General features: G+C 68.3%; 18 protein-coding genes. 5 read left to right on the top strand and 13 right to left on the bottom strand.

Annotation, left to right across the window (positions count from 1 at the left end; genetic code table 11):
- Positions 1-462: 462 nt before the first annotated feature.
- On the top strand, positions 463-3,081 hold the full coding sequence (locus tag ABD743_RS44190) for an ATP-binding protein (RefSeq protein ID WP_344730679.1): 2,619 nt from the start codon (positions 463-465) through the stop codon (positions 3,079-3,081).
- Between the two features lie 21 nt (positions 3,082-3,102).
- Here the strand turns inward: ABD743_RS44190 and ABD743_RS44185 are convergent, their stop codons facing one another.
- The 3 genes from ABD743_RS44185 to ABD743_RS44175 form a co-directional block, all read right to left on the bottom strand.
- Positions 3,103-3,519, bottom strand: a complete 417-nt coding sequence (locus ABD743_RS44185; RefSeq protein WP_344730677.1) for a hypothetical protein — start codon at positions 3,517-3,519, stop codon at positions 3,103-3,105.
- A 20-nt stretch (positions 3,520-3,539) separates the two neighbouring features.
- The gene (locus tag ABD743_RS44180; RefSeq protein WP_344730675.1) at positions 3,540-4,550 is read right to left on the bottom strand and encodes an NAD(P)-dependent oxidoreductase; all 1,011 of its coding nucleotides are present in this window, start codon (positions 4,548-4,550) and stop codon (positions 3,540-3,542) included.
- A 153-nt stretch (positions 4,551-4,703) separates the two neighbouring features.
- Entirely contained in the window at positions 4,704-5,498 is a 795-nt protein-coding gene (locus tag ABD743_RS44175; RefSeq protein ID WP_344730674.1) for an alpha/beta fold hydrolase, read from the bottom strand.
- A gap of 58 nt (positions 5,499-5,556) precedes the next feature.
- Here ABD743_RS44175 and ABD743_RS44170 point away from each other — a divergent pair, with 58 nt between their 5' ends.
- Positions 5,557-6,030, top strand: a complete 474-nt coding sequence (locus tag ABD743_RS44170; protein ID WP_344730672.1) for a MarR family winged helix-turn-helix transcriptional regulator — start codon at positions 5,557-5,559, stop codon at positions 6,028-6,030.
- A 42-nt stretch (positions 6,031-6,072) separates the two neighbouring features.
- Here ABD743_RS44170 and ABD743_RS44165 read toward each other — a convergent pair whose 3' ends face one another.
- The 3 genes from ABD743_RS44165 to ABD743_RS44155 all read right to left on the bottom strand — a co-directional run bounded on the left by ABD743_RS44165 (position 6,073) and on the right by ABD743_RS44155 (position 8,231).
- The gene (locus ABD743_RS44165) at positions 6,073-6,219 is read right to left on the bottom strand and encodes a hypothetical protein (RefSeq protein ID WP_344730670.1); all 147 of its coding nucleotides are present in this window, start codon (positions 6,217-6,219) and stop codon (positions 6,073-6,075) included.
- Between the two features lie 170 nt (positions 6,220-6,389).
- The gene (locus ABD743_RS44160) at positions 6,390-6,557 is read right to left on the bottom strand and encodes a hypothetical protein (RefSeq protein ID WP_344730668.1); all 168 of its coding nucleotides are present in this window, start codon (positions 6,555-6,557) and stop codon (positions 6,390-6,392) included.
- A gap of 201 nt (positions 6,558-6,758) precedes the next feature.
- On the bottom strand, positions 6,759-8,231 hold the full coding sequence (locus ABD743_RS44155; RefSeq protein ID WP_344730666.1) for an MFS transporter: 1,473 nt from the start codon (positions 8,229-8,231) through the stop codon (positions 6,759-6,761).
- A 24-nt stretch (positions 8,232-8,255) separates the two neighbouring features.
- On the opposite strand from ABD743_RS44155, the gene ABD743_RS44150 reads away from it, so the two are divergent.
- Positions 8,256-8,723, top strand: coding sequence for a MerR family transcriptional regulator (locus tag ABD743_RS44150; RefSeq protein ID WP_344730664.1), 468 nt, complete (start codon positions 8,256-8,258; stop codon positions 8,721-8,723).
- A gap of 116 nt (positions 8,724-8,839) precedes the next feature.
- Here ABD743_RS44150 and ABD743_RS44145 read toward each other — a convergent pair whose 3' ends face one another.
- From ABD743_RS44145 to ABD743_RS44135, 3 genes are all read right to left on the bottom strand, one after another.
- Positions 8,840-9,499: a pyridoxamine 5'-phosphate oxidase family protein gene (locus tag ABD743_RS44145; protein WP_344730662.1), complete on the bottom strand. Its 660-nt coding sequence runs from the start codon at positions 9,497-9,499 to the stop codon at positions 8,840-8,842.
- Positions 9,500-9,590: 91 nt separating this feature from the next.
- Entirely contained in the window at positions 9,591-10,703 is a 1,113-nt protein-coding gene (locus ABD743_RS44140; RefSeq protein ID WP_344730660.1) for an LLM class flavin-dependent oxidoreductase, read from the bottom strand.
- A gap of 79 nt (positions 10,704-10,782) precedes the next feature.
- Positions 10,783-11,532 (bottom strand): carbonic anhydrase family protein, encoded by a 750-nt coding sequence (locus ABD743_RS44135; RefSeq protein ID WP_344730658.1) that lies wholly within the window; start codon positions 11,530-11,532, stop codon positions 10,783-10,785.
- 1,239 nt (positions 11,533-12,771) lie between these two features.
- Here ABD743_RS44135 and ABD743_RS44130 point away from each other — a divergent pair.
- Together ABD743_RS44130 and ABD743_RS44125 are read left to right on the top strand one after the other, a co-directional pair.
- Entirely contained in the window at positions 12,772-13,860 is a 1,089-nt protein-coding gene (locus tag ABD743_RS44130; protein WP_344730656.1) for a proline iminopeptidase-family hydrolase, read from the top strand.
- Positions 13,853-15,274, top strand: a complete 1,422-nt coding sequence (locus ABD743_RS44125; protein ID WP_344730654.1) for an APC family permease — start codon at positions 13,853-13,855, stop codon at positions 15,272-15,274. Before ABD743_RS44130 ends, ABD743_RS44125 begins: the two co-directional genes overlap by 8 nt.
- 8 nt (positions 15,275-15,282) lie before the next feature.
- On the opposite strand, the gene ABD743_RS44120 is transcribed toward ABD743_RS44125, so the two are convergent.
- From ABD743_RS44120 to ABD743_RS44105, 4 genes are all read right to left on the bottom strand, one after another.
- On the bottom strand, positions 15,283-16,737 hold the full coding sequence (locus ABD743_RS44120; RefSeq protein WP_344730652.1) for an aldehyde dehydrogenase: 1,455 nt from the start codon (positions 16,735-16,737) through the stop codon (positions 15,283-15,285).
- Between the two features lie 216 nt (positions 16,738-16,953).
- Positions 16,954-18,618, bottom strand: coding sequence for an acyl-CoA dehydrogenase family protein (locus ABD743_RS44115; RefSeq protein ID WP_344730650.1), 1,665 nt, complete (start codon positions 18,616-18,618; stop codon positions 16,954-16,956).
- Positions 18,619-18,683: 65 nt separating this feature from the next.
- Entirely contained in the window at positions 18,684-19,544 is an 861-nt protein-coding gene (locus ABD743_RS44110; protein ID WP_344730647.1) for an oxidoreductase, read from the bottom strand.
- A partial coding sequence (locus ABD743_RS44105) for an AMP-binding enzyme (protein ID WP_425567066.1) occupies positions 19,541-20,076 on the bottom strand: 536 nt, incomplete at its 5' end. The genes ABD743_RS44105 and ABD743_RS44110, both read right to left, overlap by 4 nt.

Raw genomic sequence — 20,076 nt, 5'->3', positions numbered from 1 at the left:
GACCACTGAGATCCGCAGTCCCATCAGTCTCAACGGCGACCACATCGGCGACCGTGGGCGATTCTCCTGTGAGACACATCTATCGGGCGCGGAATCTGTCACACCACAGTCATCCGGCCTCGTCTACACGCCATAAGCATGGCCTCCGCAAGGAGCGACCCAGGGTCCCGCTCTGCTTCGTGATCCACATCGCCGAAGAGACGACGCCGCAGCGTCGCGACAACACGCCTCCGCCTCCAACGAACGGCACACCCGCTCCATAGATCCACACGAACGGGACGGTCGCCCAGCGGGATAGACGAAGCGGAGCGCCGGCGGCCGCCGACGCGCGAGCACCCCGAGCTTGTGCGCCGGGACCGGCGGCACCAGCACAGGGCAGTGGTAACCGACGGACAGGTTGGCGCCTGCGCTCGTGTTGCCTGCAGGGCCGCCCCGTTCGAGACTCGCAAGGTGGAGCCGCAGATGGGGCAATCAGGACACGAGGGGCTGCCGGGGGGCGGGGTCATCCGGACTCCGGACCGGCGTCTGCGGGTCTTCGTCAGCTCCACGCTGGGCGAGCTGGCGGATGAGCGGCAGGCGGTCTCGCGCGCCATCTCGGCGCTGCGGCTGACGCCGGTGACGTTCGAGGCGGGGGCGCGGCCGTATCCACCGCGGGACTTGTACCAGGCGTACCTGGCGCAAAGCGATGTGTTCGTCGGCTTGTACGGACAGCAGTACGGGTGGATCGGGCCGGGCATGGAGGTCTCCGGCCTGGAGGACGAGTTCGAGCTGTCACGGTCGTTGCCCCGGCTGCTGTACGTCAAGGCGCCGGCGCCGGACCGCGATCCGCGCCTCACCGAACTGCTGGCCCGCATCACGGAGGACGGCACGGCGTCCTACCGTCACTTCCGCACACCGGCGGAGCTGGGGCGGCTGGTGCGCGACGACCTGGCGATGCTGCTGAGCGAGCGATTCGCCGCAGCGCGCTCCTCGGCCACGGCCATGGCGCTTCCGCGAGGGCCGCGCCCATTGCCGGTGGACGTGACCTCGCTGGTCGGACGGGAGCAGTCCATCGAGGAGGTAGCCGATCTGGCCGGGCGCCCCGACGTGCGATTGGTGACCCTCACCGGGTTGGGCGGGATCGGCAAGACCCGGCTGGCGGTCGCGGTGGGCGAGCGGCTGGTTGACCGCTTCGAGGCGGGCACCGCGTTCGTTCCGCTGGCGGCGATCACCCAGCCTGAGCTGGTGCTGACGGCCGTTGCCCGGGCGGTGGGGGCTGAGCTGGCGGGCACAGGCTCGCCGCTGGAGACCCTGGTCGAGTACTTCGACGACGGCCGGTGGCTGCTCATCCTCGACAACCTCGAGCAGGTGGTCGACGCCGCTTGCGACGTCGACGCGCTGCTGACCCGCTGTCGTGGCGTGGTGATCCTGGCGACCAGCCGAACGGAGCTGGGGCTGCGGGCGGAGCTGGTGTACCCGGTTCAGCCGCTGCAGCTGCCCGCTGATCCCGCCGGCGTGCCCGTGGCGGAGCTTGCGGCCTCGCCGGCGGTGGCGCTGTTCGTGGACCGAGCTCGCGCGGTGCGCCCCGGCTTCGCCCTCACCGCGAGCAACGCGGCGGCGGTGGCGGAGATCTGCCGGCGGCTGGAGGGGCTGCCACTGGCGATCGAGCTGGCGGCCGCCCGCACACGGCTGCTCGACCCGGACGCGCTACTCGGCCGGCTTGCCAGGTCGCTGGACGCGCTGGGAGTGGGCGCGGTGGACATGCCCGAGCGGCAGCGCACCCTGCGGGCCACGGTGGAGTGGAGCGTCGGGCTGCTGGAGGATGCCGAGCGGTCGCTGCTGGAGGTCGCGGCGGTGTTCGTCGACGGCTGGACCGTCGAGGCCGCTGCCCAGGTGGCCGTCCTGGATGAGGATCAGGCGCTGGAACGGTCCGAGGCACTGGCTCGCCACAGCCTGATCCACCTCGCCCCCGCCGGCGACGGCCCCCGGCCGCGGATGCTGGAGACCATCCACGCGTTCGTGGCCGAGCAGTTGGCGGCCCGGCCTGACGCCGCCGAGATCCGCTCGCGGCACGCCGGCTATTACCGGGCGCTGGCCGAGCAGGCCGACCGGCAGTTGCGCGGCGCCGGCCTGCGCGGGGGGTTCGAGCGTCTGGATGTCGAGGAAGGCAATCTGGCCGCCGCCGTGCGCTGGTACCTCGACCACGACACCGGGCCGCTGCCCCACATGTTCCGGGTCCTCTGGCTCTTCTGGTTCCTGCGGGACCATCTCGGCGAGGCCCACTCCTGGGTCGACCAGTTGCTGCCCACTGCTGACTCCTTCGACCTCCAGGCCCAGGTCGAACTGGCGTCGACGGCGGCAGCGACCGGCGTCGAGGTCGGCGACGACGAAGCGGCGCTGGCGGCCCGCGAGCGTCTGGCGCCGCTGCTGGACGGGATCGGGGACCCCTACCTCCGCGCTGTCTCCCAGCTGGTCATGGCATGGACCTCGGGGGTCGTCGGCGACTTCGACGGCGCCCTACAGGGCGCGTTGGTCTCCCTGAAGCAGCTCCGTGGCCAGGACGAGCCGTTCTGGACAGCGCTGGCCGCCTGCACCGCCGGTTTCGTGGAGGTGACCGTCGGCCGCCACGACGACGCCCTGAGCCACCTGACCGAGATGCGCGACCTCGCGGAGCGGCTCGACAACCCCTGGCTCGCCGCCGTCTCCCGGGTGTATCTGGGCACCATGGCCGTCGCACAAGGCAGACCGGAGGAGGCCCGGGCGCAGATGGATGAGGCGCTGGAGCTGAGCCTGGTGGCCCACAGCACTCGCGGCCTCACTCTGTGCCTGGCCGCGTTCGCTCGGCTGGCGTTCGTGGAGGGTGACCCCGAGAGGGCGGCGCTGCTGGCGGGGGCAGTCGAGGGCCTGCGCCGCCGGGTCGGCCTGCGGACCTTGCCGCTGCCGCTGCTCCGGCAGGACGAAGCGGAGCTGGTCGCTCAGGTCCGGCAGGCGCTGGGTGCGGACCGGTTCAACCCGCCGTACGACGCCGGCTCCCGGCTCAGCCAGCAGGAGGCGGTGGCCGCCGTCCGCGACTGGCACAGCGCCGGCACCGCAGCGCCCTGATCCGTGGCATCCGGGCCCCGGTCAGGGGAGGAAGAGCCGAACAATGTGATAGTCCACAGCACTCCCGCGCTCAGGCTCGAACTCGAAGTTCGCTGACACCAGTCCGGTTGCACCGCTCAGCCGGCCCGTGCCCTCGACCTGCCAGTTCACAGCACCGCGCGACGTGCCCTCCTCGGCGGAGGGTTCGATAACGCCCGCACCGACCGTGGTCAGCCGCAAACCTGCACCGTTGAAGACGATTTCGCCTTCCTCTACGAAGGTGGTCTCACCGGTGATGGTGACGCGGGTCTCGTAGGACGCCTCGGTCGGCACCCAGGAGTCGTCGCCCTCCAGCAGGGTTATCGAGCCCGGACCCGATTGCACGGTCAAGCTGGACGGATCTCCCGCGCGCGGCGTTGTCTGCGTTTCGAACCTCAGGAGCAGGATTTGTCGTCGCATGCTGTACTCCTTGCACGAGCTCAGGTTGTTCCGCTGTGTGCGTCGTTGACTGCGTATTCAGGGCGCCCGCCGGCCAGGGCCTGGGCGATCTGGTCGACGGCCGCGTGGCTCATCGCGCGCCGGACGTCGTCGACCCCCGAACCCAGATGCGGGGTGAAGAGGGTGTTCGGGTGCATGAGCAAGGTCGGGTCGATGCGACCGGGGCGGTCGGCCCGGGCCCAGTCCTCCAGGGCGAAGACGTCGGCCGCGTAGCCGCCGAGCCGTCCCGATTCGAGCGCATCGGCCACGGCAGCCTCGTCGACCACGGACCCACGGCTGACGTTCACCAGGTACGCCCCGGTCCGCATCCGGGCGAGTGCGCTTCTGTCGAGCAGGCCTGCGGTGTCATCTCGGAGCGGCAGCAGCGGCAGCACCACATGGCCCGCACCGAGTAGCTCATCCAGCGACGCCCGCCGGACGTCCAGTTCGGCCTCGTGCTCGGGCATCAGCGGCCGGACGTCGTGATAGAGCACTCGTGCGTCGAACGCGCGCAATCTCCGTGCCAGCGCTTGCCCGATCGCGCCCATACCGATCATTCCGACCGTTGACCCGGCCAGGCCGGCTCCGTACAGCTCTGGTCGCCAGCCGCGGAATGCGCCGCTGCGCACGTGCCTGTCGCCTGCAGCCACGTGTCGCATCAGCCCGATGATCAGCCCGATGCAGAGCTCTGCCGTCGGTGCGGTGAGCTGGCTGGGCAGTGCGGTCAGCCACACCCCGTGCTGGGTGCAGGCGGCGGCGTCGAAGTTGTCGTACCCCTTCAGCGTTGCGCTGATGACCCGCAGGCGTGGACAGCGATCGAGAAGGTCATCGTCCACGCGGTCGGTCATGCACGCGAGCAGACCGTCGGCGTCGCGCGCGCGAGCCAGCACCTCGTCACGGGACAACACGGTGCGACCGGCCACCGGTACCGGCGTGGAGAACTGATGCAGGTGGTCGATGACATCGTCATGGACCCAGTGGGTGATCACGACGCGGGGTTTGCTGCTGGCCACCCTCTTCACAGTTCATCTCTCGCAGCGGACCTTCTCCTGATCTGCGACGGACGTTGAAAAAACGTTGGCTTATGGCAGCGTTAATCGGCGGTATCGCAGACTCCACCGTGAGGACGGTCGCCGCGGGCCGAGGCCGGCACTCCCCCACTTCTGTCAGGACGTCACGGGCGACGTCTGACGCCAGAACGAGAGGATCTCCACGGCCGTCCGCGCCGGCTTCTCGAGCGGAGGGAGGTGCCCGGCGTTCTCGATCGCGGCGGTCCGGACGTGCGGGAGCCCTGCAGCGGTCTCCGCGGCCCGGGCCGGTGTCCACATCGGATCCCGGTCCCCGGCGATCAGCAGGACCGGTGCGGAGATCCGGTGGAGCCGGTCGGTGAGATCCGGCCGTTGGAGCATCATCGCGCGCATCACGCGCTGCATCCCCGTTCGGTTGTTCGATCGGAACGTGTCGCGGACCACGGCGACGGACTGCGCGTCCGCGTCCGCACCGAGGAGGGCGGCGACGACCGCGCCGGTGAGAGGGCGAGGGCCGACGGCACGGTAAGCCGCGGTCAGCAGAGCGATCTGCCGCCGCTCGGCGGGCGGTAGCGGCGTCGGCGGTGCGCCGATCGTCACCAGGCTTCGCGCCGGGTACCGGGAGGCGTACGCGTAGCCGACGTGCCCACCCCACGCGTTGCCGACCCAGTCGACGTCCTGCCCGAGGCCCAGGGTGCCGAGGGCGAGCGCGGCGGCGTCGGCGCAGTCGTCGAACGTGAAGCGGTGGGGCGGCAGGCCGCCCTGCCCGTGCCCGGGGCCGTCGACCAGCACAAGCGTGCGATGGGCCGCCAGGGTGTGGCGGACGCGGTCCCACTGGCGTGAATCCAGGAACAGGCTGTGCCACAGCACGGCAGCCGGGCCGTCCCCGACGACCTCGACATGCACGGGGCCGATGCCCGTGTCGACCTGCACGTCTCCTCCAGATACTTCGGAATCCGATGCTTCGGATTCCGGAGTATTGTGCTCGATCGTGAGATCGTCAACCCGGCCACTGCCAACCGACCGCCTGGCGGTGGGGCAGCTCCTCGTCCGCCTCCTCCAGCGCTTCCGGCGGGAGGTCCTCGCGGTGGCGGCCGAGAACGGCGTCACCGATCTACGGGACGCCCACCTGCACATCTTCGGGAACGTGGGCGTGGACGGCGTCCGGCTCACGACGCTGGCAGGACGGGCTCAGCTGAGCCTCGCGGCCTGTGCCGAACTGGTGGATGACCTCCAGCGCAAGGGCTACCTCGAGCGTCGGCGCGACCCTGCCGACGGACGCGCCAAGCTGATCTTCCCCACGGTTCGTGGGCGGGAGGTCCTCGCACTGGCCGGGAAGCGGGTCGCCGAGATCGAGACGGCATGGGGTGACCACGTCGGCCCCGAGGCGTTCGACAGCGCGATGCGTGTGCTGGATCGGCTGGTCACCGCCCTCGACGAGGAACAGGGTGGGCGGGACGCGTAACGCGTTGCGACGTGGTCACCCCACGCGTCACTGCGTGACGCGTCACGGCCGGTCGGCCGTGATCTTGGTACGACCGCGCACTACGACGCCGTCCTGGGTCCAATGCAGGTAGGGATGCAGCAACAACCGCACCGTCGACCAGTCCTGACGCTCTACGGCGTCGAGCACGTCGACCACGACCTGGTCCACGACGACATTCCTATATGGGCCGCCGGACATCCGCGCGGCATGCCGGCACACCGCACACTCGGTCTCGGCTCGCCGATCGACCCCATCGAGGGATCAGCCCGGATTCCTTGGGCCCGCCGCGTGAAACGCGGACGCGACCTCGCGACCGCGATCGCTCGCTGTTCGCCGGGCTAGTGCCCGCTCGGTAGCCGGAACTCGACCGGGCCCGTCAGCGCGTGCAACTCGGATGGTGTCCCGTCGAGGCTGACGACGCACGGGGCGGGCATCTCGCCTCCGCCGAGCGTGCCTCCGATCTCGACCCAACCGATGACGAGCATCCGTTCGCCCTCGGACGTCACGCATTCCAGTGGATAGCCCTGCACCTGCATGATCGGTTCGCCTCCCAGTTGTCGATCTCGCCGGCGATCAGTTCGTCACCCGACTCGGCATGTCAGGCGCGAAGTGGTCGACAGCCCTCACGCGGCCCTCCTCAGCGGGGGCGCGGGTACACCGAAACGCTGACGATAGGTCCGTCCTCGACGTCCTGCAGCCCACGTGGTTCACGGCCGGCCCACCGCGGCGCCGTTGTCGACGCCCTCGAACAATGCTGCGGCCCGCACGGCGGTGTCCGAGGCCCAGCGCCCGGTGCTGAGGAGCCCTATGGCAAGGATCCCGACGCCGAGCCCGAGAACCAGCCACCACACGCCGTGCTCGGCGCTGGTGAACGCCGTCCCGCCGCGCGCCGAGGCCGATCCGACGATGGTTCCGGAGATCGCGACGCCCAGGGTGGTGCCCGTCTGCCGGCCGGCGGAGGCCAACGAGGTTGCCACTCCGGCCATCGACCGGGGCATTCCGGAGACTGCCGTGGTGGTGATCGGCGGGTTGACGGTGGCGAGGAACATGCCGAAGAGAAGATGGATCGCGAGCACGGCCGGCAGCGGAGTGTCCGGTACGAGCCAGATCGACGCGGCGCCGCCGAACGCCAGCGCGGCCCCGGAGACCACCAGCGGTAGTCGAGAACCACGCGCGCCGACTATTCGGCCGGTGAATGGCGACAGCACCACGACCAGCACCCCGACCGGGAGCAGGCACAGCCCGGCCGTCAGCGCCGACATACCGCGCACGTCCTGCAGATACTGAGTGGTCACGAACAGGAACGCGCTGAACCCGCACAAGGCGAAGAGCGCCATCAGGATCGCCGAACTGAACGGCACGCTGCGAAATAGGCGTAGCTCCAGCAGCGGGTCGATTCGGCGCGGTTCATAGCCGAGGATGCCCAGCGCGCTGAGCATCGCGATGCCGAGTAAACCGAGGATGACCGGCGAGGTCCAGCCCAACCTGGTGGACTCGATGATCGCGTAGACGACGCAGCTCAGCATGAGGATCATCAGGATCTGGCCCACCGGGTCGAACCGGCGTGCCCGGGCAGCACGTGACTCGGGCACGAACAGCGCGGTGCACACGATCGCGGCCACCACGATCGGCACGTTGATCCAGAAGACGGAGCGCCAGCCGAAACCGTCGACCAGGGCGCCGCCGAGGATCGGACCCAGCGCCAGCGCCAGGCCGGATACCGAGCCGAACACGCCGATGGCCCTGGCCCGCTCGGCCGGCTCCGGGAACGTGGTGGCGACGATCGCCATCGCCACCGGGTTGAGCATCGTTCCACCGACGGCCTGCAGCGCACGCGCCGCGATCAGCCAATCGATGCTCGGCGCCAGGCCGCACAGCAACGAGCCGAGCCCGAACGTAGCGAGGCCGACCTGCAAGATTCGCCGACGGCCGACCCGGTCGGCGACGGACCCGGCCAGCACCAGGAAGCCGGCCAGCACCAGGGTGTACGCGTCGACCGTCCACTGCAGGCCGGACACCGAGGCGCGCAGATCGCGCCGGATGACCGGCAGCGCGACGTTGACGATGGAGATGTCCATGACCACGACGATCACGCTGGCGCAACAGATCGCGAGAACCAGGAATCGTCGGCGTCGTCCGGGCTCACCGGCGGTGGTCCGCTGCGGCGCTGAAGCAATCATGATCACGACGCTAGGATTTAGAGCGTGCTCGAAGTCAAGCCGCAACCGGTACCCGAGCCCGCTCGCTCCGACCCCCGGTCAGGGCTGAGCATCGCCGAGGCAGCGCGCCGCACCGGGGTCAGCGTCCACACCCTGCGCTACTACGAACGCGCGGGCTTGGTCGTCACGACCGTCGACCGCACCGGCGGCGGCTGGCGCCGCTACCACCAGCGCGACCTCGACTGGATCGTCGTCTGCACCAAGCTGCGGGCCACCGGCATGCCCATCAAGGCCATCCGTCGCTACGCCGAGCTCGTATCCGCCGGGCACGGCAACGAGCAGGAACGACTCGCCCTGATGGAAGCCCACCGTGCCGACGTGATTGCCAAACTCGCTGAGATACAGGAAAACCTCAAGATCATCGACCACAAGATCGACGTCTACCGAGGCCGGCTCGCCGCCGGCGACGCCGACCAACTATGGGCACCCATCCGCCGAACGGGTGCGCGCTGAGCAACCTCACCGCGACCGCGCTCGCGGGCCTCGGCTCGGCCGCATCGAGCGGGCCATGAAACGGCCGTCAGAGCAAGTGGCGGGACGTATCGCAGGGTCGTGCCGCCTCGAGATCCTCAACGTGCCCTGACCGGTGCGTCCTGTGCAGCGGAGCGGAGCCGGGCGTTCTCGGCGCGCAGTTGCTCCAGCTCGGCCACCAGCGGAGCCACGACGTCCCGCAGCTCGTCGGCGGTGTATCGGGGCGTGATGTGCTGCGGGCAGTTCCAGTCGAATGCCGCCAGCTCCACCACCACTACCCGCTCTACGACCGCGCGGTAACCAGGCACGGTCACCCGTGCTGTGAGCTCGGGGTCGGCGTCGGCATCGATGATCCGCGCGGTGCCGAGCAGCTTGATACGCAGCTGCCGGGCGTGGTCCATGGCGATGATCGCCACCCGCGCATCCCCTGCCGGATCGAGGTTGCCGGTGCTCACGTACTGGCGGTTGCCGCGGAAGTCGGCCCAGGCGATGGTGCGCTCGTCGAGTACCTGCAGGAACCCGGGCGGGCCCCCGCGGAACTGCACGTACGGCCAGCCCGTCTCGCCGACCGTGGCGAGGTGGAACCCGTCGCGGGTCTGCAGGAACTCCACCTCGTCCGGCCCGAGCCGGTCCCGTGGGTCGGCGGCGGTGAGCAGGCGGTCCGCCCTGCCGCCGTATCTGGCTTGCGCAGCGCGGACGGCCCGCGTGAACATCAACTCGGCGAACTTGCGGGCCATGATCGCCTCTCCTGTAACCATCAAACTTAATTTAAGAGGTTAGGAGGACTGTTCTCGACTGTCAAGTGCCCGAAGGAACGCTGGGCCCAGGTGTGACGGAGCGCGCCGTGGCTCAGTCGAACTTCTTCGCAACCGGGAGCACCTCGCGCGCCAAGAGCTCCAGGCTCGCGTCGGCCTGCTCCACCGGCATACCGCCGAAGCACGGGACCAACTGCAGCTCGAAGCGACCCAGGACGTCGCGCACGTGCGCCAACGTGGCCAGCACGTCGTCCGGCGTGCCGACGAGAGCGGCCCCCGCATAACGGGCGGCGGCGTTCTCCAGCCCGAGCTCGCGAAGCTGGCGGGCCCGCTCGTCGTGCCGGTCGTAGCCGCCGATACCCGTGAAGTGCTCGCCCGCCATCTCGTAGTGCTCGACGTTCGAGTAGAAGAAGCGGGGCACGTACCCGGAGGCGCGCTCCCGGGCGAGCTCGCCGTCATCGTGGCAGTAGAGGTTCAGGGTCACGGCTATCGGCGGAGCCTCGGTCCCGTGGGCCGCCTCGTACTGCTCGCGATAGGCCAGGAAGTTCGCCATGTCGTCCTCGACCGGACCGGTGATGAAGGCCAGCAGCCTGCCCTTCGCCGCCACGGCCGAGACGACGGATTCCGGCGAGCCCGCCACGCAGTAGACGCGATCCGCGAAGGAGGACTCGGGTCGCGGGCGGAGCTCGACCTCCGGCTGCGAGTAGAAAGGCCCGTCGCCTGAGATGACCCCGGTCTCCAGTGCGCCCAGGATCATCGCGGCGGCCTCGTCGAAGCGCTCTCGCGACTCCCCCATGTCCACGCCGAGTGACGCGTACTCCTTGCGGGAGAGGCCGCGACCCATTCCGAAGAGCGCGCGGCCCTCGGACAGGATGTCGAGCATGATCATCTTTTCGGCGACCCGCAGGGGGTCGTGCCACGGCAGGATGACGGCCGCCGTCCCGAGCCTGACCCGATCCGTGCGGGCGGCGACCCACGCGAGGAACTGGATGTTGTCCGTACACATGCTGTAGTTGTCGAAATGGTGCTCGACTGCCCAAACTGTGTCGAAGCCGAATTCTTCGACGCGAAGCGCCAACTGTGCTTCGGCGCGGAACATCTGCGCGTCGGTCATGTCGTCTCGAAGATTACTGAAGCCCAGGGTGACGCCGACCTGCATGATGTACCCCCACTTGTCGAAGCGCTGAACCCGAATGACGCCAGGCACGGTTGTCCCACGCTGACACGTCGATGAAGACGCAGAAGAGACGATCTACAGACGTGGGCCGTCGGTGTCGCCGGGCCGGCTACCGCTGTCGGCGGTAGCGCACGGTGCGGTTGTTCAGTGGCTGCAGCTTGCGTGCGTTGCCCTTGGGGAACAGTTCCTCGAAGCGGTTGACGGTGGCGTCGGTGACGGCGTGGTGCCGGCGCAGGATGAGCCATGCGACGCCTTCGGTGTAGGGCGCGGTAGTGAGTGAGCCGTCGTAGCGGAACGTGGACAGATCGCCGGGCAGCGATTTCTTCAGGTTGACGGTGATCTGCCGATCTGTGCCGCACTCCTGGGGGAGGGTGTGCAGTACCGCGTCCTGGGGGGTGCCGCCGCGCCCGCCGTGGGTGAGGAACAGCGCGATGACGAGGGTTTGGCCCTGTGGCCCGCGGTGCACGTAGTGCTGTTCGAGGGAGTAGTGGTGCCCGTCCAGGACGTGCTCGGAGCGGGTGTGGAAGTGGAACTGCAGCAGCTCGTAGCGCACGCCGGCGATGTGTACGGCGGCGGTGTCGGCGGGGACGTCGGCTTGGATGGTTTCCTCGGGGCCGCGGATGGTGCAGCCGGCGGGATTGTTCGCGTCGTGTCGGACGTAGTGGACGTGCAGGTCGACGTGGTCGGGGTAGTCGATGACGAGTTCGGGGAGCTTGGGGTCCTCGACGGCGGATCGGGACCGGATAGCGATCGGGCTCTGGTGGGATGGGGCGGCCATCGCCGCTGTGGACGTCGTCACCATCGCCGCTGCGGCCACGACGGGCACGCCGATCAGGAACGACCGTCGGGAGTGGATCACCTTGTTCCTCCAGCTTTTCGAGGCTCGCCCGGGTTTCGTCTCCGAGCGGTGCCCATTCGATTCACAACTTCGGATGACGGCGGCAGGGTGGGCCGCGAGCAGGGTGCGGTCAGGCCATGGCCGTGGGCACGGTGGCTCAAGCGAAAATGGCAGGCTGATCCGGCGGCCGGGCAGGGAATCGAGCCACATGCACCGCGCCGCCGACGAGGGCGCAGCCGGACGTGCCAGAACGGCTACGAATGGACTGCAGGGGCAGGATCAGCGGCGGTCGCGCTGGATCTCAGAATGGCGCGTAGATAGGATTTCAGCACTCGTTCACCCCACACAACCGAGCCCTGATCGTCCTTTGGCCGACGCAGTCGCCGTATCTGTTCAATCTTCATTGATGTCATCCGCGCACCCACACTCCAGTCACGGGGAGGTGGAACTCCTCATCGTCAGCCGCTCTGCCGGGACGGTTGGCGACATGCGGCCGCAACACGCCCAGATCACGCTGTTTTTAGCCTTTGCCGTGATCTCTGGTGTTCAGTCCCATTGTGGGCGGTTGCCCCTTCCGCTGTCCTCACCCGGCACGAGACGTCTCCAGGATACGTGGTGAGTCAGGTCTACTGTGAGCCGATTTCCAGCTGATCTTCGATCGATTCCGACCACGAGCAGATCGACCGGATCATCACCGACGGCACTCGACAACGGCGGACAGCGCCACTTTCAGGACAAGACGGGGGGCTCCGTACATGAGGTACAGACTCGGACCGTCCGGTATGTCAATGGTGACCGGAAGGCGAAGGTGGCCAAGTCGTTTACAGTTTCGCAGCCCGCTGATTACGTCCCACACCTCCTCTTCGGTCACCCCAGGAAACTTGGCGAGCCTCGCCCGAGCCGTAGGCAGCGTGTCGCGTGCGGCAATCCGAATCGCGATATCAGGTCGAGGCGATGCCAGTCCTGGCGCACGAGCCGGCGGGGTACCGCGCCGTAGGTACCGCCACCCTTGTTCGAACCACGTCACATGTCAAATTCGCGTCCCGGAGGATCGTCAGCGAAAACAATCATAGGTCGCCGGCATCAAGAACATGACGACAACCGGGTCTCCCGGGCAGTGGTGCCGAGGGGTGACGACGGTGCGTGTGCCACGAGGAGACAGGTGTCGCATTACCTAAATGCGAACACTCCCCCACCCTGTCACGGGTTCCGGAATCTCCCGCCTGTAGACCTCCGGGGACTATCGTCCCCGATGACAATATGACCGCGATGGCGGCGACGGGCCCAAGAGGGCGACGGACAGCGCGCGCCGCGATTTTTCTCACCCTCTCATTAAAAAAACTCATATTCAAGGCGTTGCCGGCAGACCGTTTCCATGTTTCAGTCACCATCGTGGATTCGAGCATGGAATCAAACGGCTTGGAATCGACAGCCGGCGAGGCTGCGGTCCCCGGGCGGGTCGAAACGCTGACGCTCCCGTTCGGTGACCACCAGACGTGGGTGCGGGTGCTTCATCCGGCGGAGCCGAATGAGGAGCGCCGGCCGGTCGTGGTCCTGCACGGCGGCCCCGGCATGGCGCACAACTACACGCTCGCTGTGGGAGCGCTCGGGCACGACGGGCGCCGGGTGGTGCACTACGACCAGATCGGTTGCGGCAACAGCAGCCACCTGCCCGACGCCCCGCCGGAGTTCTGGACCATCGAGCTGTTCGTCGCCGAGCTGCGCAACCTCGTGGAGCGCCTCGGGCTCACCGACGGGTTCCACCTGCTCGGGCACTCGTGGGGCGGAATGCTCGCGCCGGAGTACGTGCTGAGGCACCCCGGCGGGGTGGCGAGCATGACCCTGGCCAACGGTCTGGCATCGATGTCGCTGTTCGCACAGGGCATCACCGAGTTGCTGGGTGCCATGCCGCGTGAGACCCAGGACCTCATCGCCGAGCACGAGCGGGCCGGCACGACCGACAGTGCCGAGTACCTCTCCGCGGTGGACCAGTTCTACCGACGGCATATCTGCCGACTCGACCCGTGGCCCCAGGATCTACAGGACAGCTTCGCGAACGTGGAGAACGATCCGACGGTCTACGGCACCATGTTCGGACCCAGCGAGTTCACGATCACCGGAACGCTTGTCGGCTGGTCCGTCATCGACCGTCTCGACGGCATCTCCGCCCCGACTCTCGTGCTGAGCGGCGAGTATGACGAGGCCCGCCCCCAGGCATGGGCACCGTTCGTGGAGCGCATCAGCGACGTACGCCACCACGAGTTCGCCGGCGCCAGCCACATCCCGCACCTCGAGACGCCCGCGGAGTTCACCCGGGTCGTGGGCGATTTCCTCCGCCGGCATGACTGAGCCCGGCGGCCGCGGCCCGAGCCCCGGCGCCGCCGGCTCCGCGCAGCGGCCTGGCGCGCCCACGCTGGAGGAGTTCGGCTACCGGCAGGAGCTGCGCCGGTCGATGTCGCTGACCGACGTGGTCGTCTACGGGTTGATCTACATCGTGCCGATCTCGCCGCTCGCGGTGTTCGGGCTCATCTTCAACTTCTCCGCGGGCATGGTGGGGCTGGTCTTCGTGGTCGCCGCGGTCGCGATGGTGTTCAGCGGCCTGTCCTACCGCGAGATGGCGCTGCATTATCCCATTGCCGGGTCGGTCTACTCCTACGTGCGGCTGGGGCTCAACAGCTTCGTGGGGTTTCTCGCCGGCTGGGCGATCCTTCTGGACTACCTGTTGTTGCCGGCGCTGGCGTCGGTGTTCTCGGCCGCTGCCATGGTCAGTCTGTGGTCCGCGGTCCCCGCCTGGGCCTGGATCATCGTCTTCGTGGTGCTCGCGGCCGGCATCAACCTCGGCGGCATCGCCGTCACCGCGACGATGAACAAGGTGTTCCTCCTCATCCAGCTCGTCGTGCTCGCGATCTTCGTGGTCTGGGTGCTGTCCGACCTCGTCGGATTACGGGCCCACCTGATGCTGTGGCCGTTCTTCGACCCGGACCGGTTCTCGTGGAGCATCGTGTTCGGCGCCATTCCGATCGCCGCACTGGCCTTCATCGGATTCGACGCGATCTCGACGCTGAACGAGGAAGCCCGCGGCGGGGGTCGCGCCGTGGCGAAGGCGACCATGATCGTACTGGTCGCCGTGACGTTTCTGTTCGTGCTGCAGGTGTATCTGGCCGCGATCTACGTCCCGCGGGGCACCACCTTCCCCGACGGAGACGCCACCAACAGCGCCTACTACGACCTCGCCGGCCAGGTCGTCGGGGTGTGGTTCAAAGTGCTGGTCACGCTCACCTCTGCCCTGATCGCGATCTTCGCCAACTCGATCGCCTCACAGGCGACGTCGTCCCGACTGGTGTTCAGCATGGCCCGGGACCGGCAGCTGCCCCGGTTCCTGTCGACGGTGAGCGCGCGCGGGGTGCCGCGCAACGCCATGCTGTTCATCGCCCTGCTGTCACTGGTGATCGGAATCGCCGGTACCCAGGAAGAAGAACTACTCACGACGCTGGTGACCTTCGGTGCAATAACCGCCTACATCCTGCTGCACATCGCGGTGCTCGTGCACTTCGGCGTCCGCGGCCGCAGCCGCAAGGTGCTCGTCCACTGGATCTCCCCGGTCATCGGCACCGCGGTGCTGCTCTACGCGCTCTGGAACGCCGACGCCAACGCCAAGATCCTCGGCCTCAGCTGGCTGTCCATCGGCATTCTGATCGCCGCTTACTTCCGCTTCAGCGGACGGCTCGACACCGACCGGCCCGGCGCCCCCACCCACCCCTGATCTCATCGCTAAGCGGTCGGCGGCGGGTAGATGGCCTTGATCTCGGTGTAGGCGGACAGGCCCTCGGGGCCGAACTCGCGGCCGATGCCGGAGGCCTTGTAGCCGCCGAAGGGAGCGGCGTAGTCAGGCATGAAGCCGTTGATGCCGACCATGCCGGTGCGGACTCGCCGGGCGACGGCATTTCCGGCGTCGGAGTCACTGGTCCACACCGAACCGGCCAGGCCGTACTCGGAGTCGTTGGCAATGCGCACGGCGTCGTCGACGTCGTCGAACGGAATCACGGTGATCACCGGCCCGAAGATTTCCTCGCGGGAGATCCGCATGTTGTTGTCCGCGTTGCGGAACACCGTCGGGCGCACGTACCAGCCTCGGTTCAGGCCGTCCGGGCGGCCCGTTCCGCCGAGCACCAGCTCGGCGCCCTCCTTCTCGCCCAGCGCGATGTAGCCCTCCACCCGCTCCTGCTGGCGCCGGGTCGTCATCGGGCCGATCTCGGTGGCCGGGTCGGCCGGGTCACCCACCGGCATCGAGCGCATGGTCCCCACCACCGCCTCAACCACGTTGTCGTAGTTGGCCCGGCTGGCCAGCACCCGAGACTGGTTGACACAGCCCTGCCCACTGTTGAGCAACGAGGTGGCCTTCAGACCCTCTGCGACCACAGCCAGGTCGGCATCGTCGAGCACGATGGCCGCGCTCTTGCCGCCCAGCTCCAGGCTGCACCGCTTGAGCTGCTCGCCGCAGATGCCGGCGATGATCCGCCCGGCGGCGGTGGAACCGGTGAACGCGACCTTGTCCACATCGCGGTGGCGGACCAGGTGCTCGCCGACCTCCCGCCCGCCCGGGACCACGTTGACCATGCCGGCCGGCAGTCCGGCCTCCACCAGCGCCTCCACCATGACGAACGCGTCCAGCGGGGTCTCCGGGGCCGGCTTGAGCACGACCGTGCACCCGGCCAGCAGCGCCGGCACCAACTTGGACAGGGTGAGGATCAGCGGCACGTTCCACGGCACGATGGCCGCGACCACTCCGACCGGCTCGCGGCGCACGGTCACCGACGCGTGCGTCGCCCCCGGCCGCTGACTCTCCCAGGGGAACTCCTTGGCCACCGTCAGGAAGCTCTCGACGATGGCCAGCGGGCCGGCCGCCTGCAGGTGGGTGGACAGCGTGATCGGGCAGCCGTTCTCCGCGCTCACCACCTCGGCCACCTCGGGCAGCCGCCGCCGGAAGGCATCGGCGAACCGCTCTACGGTGGCGATCCGCTCCTCGGGGGCCAGCCGGGGCCACGCGCCCTGGTCGAACGCCTGCCGCGCGGCCGCGACCGCCCGATCCATGTCACCGGCGGTGCCGTCGGGCACGGAGGCGATCGCCTGCTCGGTGTGGGGCGAGATCACCTCGATCCGTCCCGACCCGGTCGAGTCCAACCACTGGCCGTCGACGAACAACTTGTCGAAACTACGAACCGCCACCCCAAAACACCCCAATCGGTCGAGCACTGAAACGTTCTTCAATGCAACGTCCTATCCGCCGATCAACATAGTGCAGACAGCACTGCTCGAGCCGAAATAAATTTATCGTTGATAGCAATATTGTCGCTGATACACATCCAGGGAGGTGCTCAGACCGGGAGGAATACCGCCTAATTCCCAGCCGGTTTCTTGACGCGAGTGAGGTGTAGCTGTCGATCAGCTGAGCCGAGCGAAGTCGATGACGGCCTCGAAGTCGACGCCGCGCAGCGTGCCGTACCCGGGTCCCCAGCTGGTTCCCAGCCGTGAGGCGACGAACGCGTCGGAGACGACCGTGGGCGCGTGCTGGACGAGCAGCGCTGCCTGCACCGCGAGCGCGATTCGGGTCACCAGGTAGCGGGCGGTGTTCTCCGGCGCCATGACGAGTTCCTCGATCTCGGCGAGGACATCGTCCAGCAGCGGGTGCTCCGCGGCGACAGTGCGGATTTCGTCGAGCACGGGCTCGATCGCCTTCGGCTCGCGGGTGAGGACGCGCCCGACGTCCATCACCATCATGTTCGAGGTGCCCTCCCAGATCGCGTTCAGCGGTGCCTCCCGGTAGTAGCGGGGACAGGGGTGCTCCTCGATGTAGGCGTTACCGCCGATGGACTGGATCACCTCCTCGGTCACGCTCGATACACGCCGGCAGTTCCAGAACTTCGCCACCGGAGTCAGCAGACGGCTGACCAGCTCCTCGGACACGTCGTCCTGGTGGTCCTCGGCGCGGGCCACGCGGAACCCGAGGTGAGCGGCCCCGGCCCACTCCAGCGCGAGGTCGGCCAGTACCGGCGCCTGGATCGGCAGCTGCGACAGCGGCGCGCCGAACGCGGAGCGATTGTCGTTGTGGTGCAGGCACTGCGACAGCGCAGCCCGCATCAGACCGGCGGAGCCGACGGCGAAGTCGAGCCGGGTGTACTCGGCCGAGGACAGGATCACCCGCACGCCCTTGCCCTCCTCACCGACGAGGAAGGCGAGGGCGTCGTGGTACTCGATCTCCGACGAGGCGTTCGCCTTGTTGCCCAGCTTGTCCTTGAGTCGGTTGATCCTGATCCCGTTGAGACTGCCGTCCGGACGTCGGCGCGGAACCAGAAGGCAGGACACCCCGCCTTCGGTCTGGGCGACGGTCAAGTACGCATCCGACATCGGCACCGACGCGAACCATTTGTGCCCGTTGATCACGTAGGTCTCGCCCGGGCCGCGGCGGCCGACCGGGCGCGCGACGGTGACGTTGGCGCGGAGATCGGAGCCGCCGTGCTTCTCGGTCATGAAGTAGCCGATCGTGCCCGCGGACTTCTGCTCGATCGGCACGTCCGCCGGGTCGTAGCCCTCTGCCGCGATCGCCTCGGCCCACGGCGCCAGTTCGGGCCGGTTGCGCAGGACCGGGATCGATGCGTACGCCATGCCGATCGGGCAGGCGGTCGATCCGTCGATCTGGTTCCACAGGTACGACAGCACGGCGCGGGCCGAGTGCGCACCTGGCTGATCCGCCGTCCACGCCAGCGAGTGAACGCCGGAGCCGAAGCCCAGCGACATCAGCTCGTGGTAGGCGGGGTGGAAGTCGACGTCGTGGACCTCGTTACCGAGCCGGTCCAGCGTCCGCAGCTCGGGCACGAACCGCTGCGCGTCGCGTGCAGCTTTGAGCACCCGAGGATCCCATACCCGCGAGCCGAGCTTCTCGGCTCGACCCCAGGCCCAGGGGGCGTACTGCCGGACGATTCCGGAGGCGAGCTTGTCGTGAGTGAAGGCGTTCACGTCGTTGAGATCCGGGACGAGGTTGTCCGGGATGGGGCGCTGCCGGGTGAAGTCAGCGGGCTCGGCCGCAGCGTTCTCACTGGTGATGGTCATGTTGCCTCCACGGCTTTCGACGGGAAATGCCGATAGACGGAGCCGGTGGCCACATCGGTCGCCGGTCAGACGTAGGCGCCGGGCGTGTGCGTGCTCTCGGGGAAGTCCGCGCTGCGGGAGACGGGTTCCCAGGCCCGGATCTCGGCCAGCATCGCTTCAAGCTTCCCGGTGACCTGCTCGAACCCGAGGTTGCCCAGCACGAGGTGGTGTGGCGGGTTGCCTCCCACCACCGCCTGGACGACGGCCTGCGCGGCCCGCCGAGGGTCACCGGGCTGCCTGCCGTTCATGGCGACGAGTGCATCACGCAACACACCCACAGTGCCCGCGTAGTCCTCGAGCACCGGGGCGGTGGAATCCGAATAGCCGGCGCTGTCGGACCTCGTGCGGAACGCCCCGGGCTCGACGACCAGAACCGTGATCCCCAGCGGCTCCACCTCGTGGCGCAGCGACTCCGAGAGCCCTTCGACGGCGAACTTCGCCGCGTTGTAATACCCCACACCCGGAAAGGCACGCAGGCCACCGACCGACGAGATGTTCACGATGCAACCACTGCGACGGGCTCGCATCCCGGGCAGAACCGCACGGATGACCCTGGCCGTGCCGAAGAAGTTGGCCTCGAACGTCGACCGGATCTCCGCCTCGTCCGCGTCCTCAACGGCTCCGTGCGAGCCGCCGCCGGCGTTGTTGACCACCACGTCGATCGCACCGAACCGGCCGTGAGCGGCCGCGACCGCGTCGGTGACCTGGGCCGGATCGGTGACGTCCAGTGGCAGGACCAGCGCCTGGGCTTCGTGATTCTGTGCCCACCCGTCGAGCTGCTCGACCCTCCGCGCCGTCAGTACCACCTGATCACCCTGCGCCAGGACCTCCTCGGCATACGCCCGGCCGAAGCCAGAGGTCCCTCCCGTGATCAACCAAGTCCTCATCGTCCGCCTTCCGTCGATCGTGCGGTGTCAGTGCGCCGCAAGATGGGACGGATGGCGTCGAGGACGCTCACGTCATCGATGGTCGAGGGGCCCGGCTCCTGCACACCGTCGGCGATTGCTCGCATGGTCTTGCGCAGGATCTTTCCGGACCGGGTCTTGGGCAGGCCCGCCACGATCGCGATGTCTCTGAGCGCGGCGACGGCACCGATCTGGGTGCGCACCCGTTGGACCAGCTCTGCCGACAGGTCCGTTTCATCGGCGTCGACACCGTCTTTGAGGACGACGAATCCGCGCGGGATCTGTCCCTTGATCGGGTCCGCCACCCCGATGACTGCACATTCGGCGACGGCCGGATGCCCGGCGAGAGCCTCCTCCATCGCTCCGGTCGACAGCCGATGGCCGGCAACATTGATGACGTCGTCGATGCGTCCCATGACGAACACGTAACCGTCCTCGTCGATGTGGCCGCCATCGCCGGTGAGGTAGTAGCCGGTGTAGCGAGACAGGTACGAGGAGACGAAGTGGTCGTCGT

The sequence above is a fragment of the Pseudonocardia yunnanensis genome (assembly GCF_039534065.1).
Classification (GTDB): Bacteria; Actinomycetota; Actinomycetes; order Mycobacteriales; family Pseudonocardiaceae; genus Pseudonocardia; species Pseudonocardia yunnanensis.
Note: the sequence above shows the minus strand (reverse complement) of the source record. Positions and strands in the feature narration are given on the sequence as shown.

Coding starts and splice junctions, on each gene's coding strand:
- ABD743_RS44190 (WP_344730679.1), top strand. CDS start 463: ATGGGGCAATCAGGACACGAGGGGCTGCCGGGGGGCGGGGTCATCCGG.
- ABD743_RS44155 (WP_344730666.1), bottom strand. CDS start 8,231: ATGATTGCTTCAGCGCCGCAGCGGACCACCGCCGGTGAGCCCGGACGA.
- ABD743_RS44115 (WP_344730650.1), bottom strand. CDS start 18,618: ATGACCATCACCAGTGAGAACGCTGCGGCCGAGCCCGCTGACTTCACC.
- ABD743_RS44125 (WP_344730654.1), top strand. CDS start 13,853: ATGACTGAGCCCGGCGGCCGCGGCCCGAGCCCCGGCGCCGCCGGCTCC.
- ABD743_RS44110 (WP_344730647.1), bottom strand. CDS start 19,544: ATGAGGACTTGGTTGATCACGGGAGGGACCTCTGGCTTCGGCCGGGCG.
- ABD743_RS44130 (WP_344730656.1), top strand. CDS start 12,772: ATGACCGCGATGGCGGCGACGGGCCCAAGAGGGCGACGGACAGCGCGC.
- ABD743_RS44185 (WP_344730677.1), bottom strand. CDS start 3,519: ATGCGACGACAAATCCTGCTCCTGAGGTTCGAAACGCAGACAACGCCG.
- ABD743_RS44145 (WP_344730662.1), bottom strand. CDS start 9,499: ATGGTTACAGGAGAGGCGATCATGGCCCGCAAGTTCGCCGAGTTGATG.